The following is a 1025-nucleotide window of genomic DNA, read 5'->3' on the forward strand; positions in this document are numbered from 1 at the left end:
GACAGCCCCACCCCAGGACAATGCCGAGCAATTGAAAAGATGGTGGAAGGCTGCCGGAGCGAGCTTCAGATGAGGCCAACACTTCCGCTGGGACAACCCATCAGCCTAGGCACTGTCGGCTACTTGAATGATCACGCATTCCACTACCTGGGCACTACCGAGATCATGCTCGGCCGCGAGCCGGGTAACCCAATTCAAGGAACCGGACTTCCCGACGTCCAGATTTCATCAGGGAAGGATGTAAGTCTCTCAGTTTTGGCCAACGGCGAGACATCAAGCACGTTTGGTAAAATTGCCAACCTAAACGGTTCGATCGAGTTGTCATTCAACGCATCCGACTCGTTTGTCGTTGCAGCCAAAGACATCTCCATTACTGCGATGCAGAATCCAATTCTGCTTTTCCCTGCGATGATAGATCGCTACACCGCAGGAGCCTGGAAGGAGGAGTACTGTTTCATTTATCAGATCGGTACGCCGACGTCTTTCACGGCAGTTATTTCCCGCCAGAGCGGGTCACGTCTCCTCCTTGACGCTAATACCGAAGTCGGAGAAGGTGCAGCGTCTTTGGGAGACCTTGCAGTCGGGGCTAGCTTTCAGCGTCAGAGTGGTGCGGTTGATAAGATTGTCTGCCGCAACCAGGTACCCGCATTCTTCAACGCGTATCGGGTGAAGAAGCCATTCCTTCGGAAGCCGAAGGTTGTAGAGGCGGCCGCAATGATTAAGGACTACGCTTCCGCCGAGGAGATCGCTGCGGCTCTTGGATTCGATGAAAGCCCCTTCGAATCAGTTTAGCGCTTTCCGAAGGATCCTATTCTTCCGAAGGATCCTATTCGGAGCCGGCCTGCGAACCGGCTGGGTGGAATCGGGCTCCGGTCCCGAGCGCCCAGCCGGGGAGGTCACCCATCAACTGCTTCACGGTGTCCTCATCCGCTTCCACGATCGCCATTGCTGCGGCGATTTTGACTACCGTGATGCCAGCGTGTTCCTGGATCAGCTTGAGGTCGCTCGCTGGAGCCTCCAGGCGC

The 1025-nt window shown here is 55.8% G+C and carries 2 protein-coding genes; one reads left to right on the forward strand and one right to left on the reverse strand.

What is annotated here, in order from left to right; translation table 11 throughout:
- On the forward strand, window positions 1-792 hold a 792-nt coding region (locus ACFVV5_RS19225; RefSeq protein ID WP_387247322.1), incomplete at its 5' end, for a hypothetical protein.
- A gap of 34 nt (window positions 793-826) precedes the next feature.
- Here the strand turns inward: ACFVV5_RS19225 and ACFVV5_RS19230 are convergent.
- Window positions 827-1025: hypothetical protein (locus ACFVV5_RS19230; protein ID WP_387247324.1), on the reverse strand; the 199-nt coding region annotated here is incomplete at its 5' end.

Source organism: Leifsonia sp. NPDC058248, from assembly GCF_042881905.1.
Classification (GTDB): Bacteria; Actinomycetota; Actinomycetes; order Actinomycetales; family Microbacteriaceae; genus Leifsonia.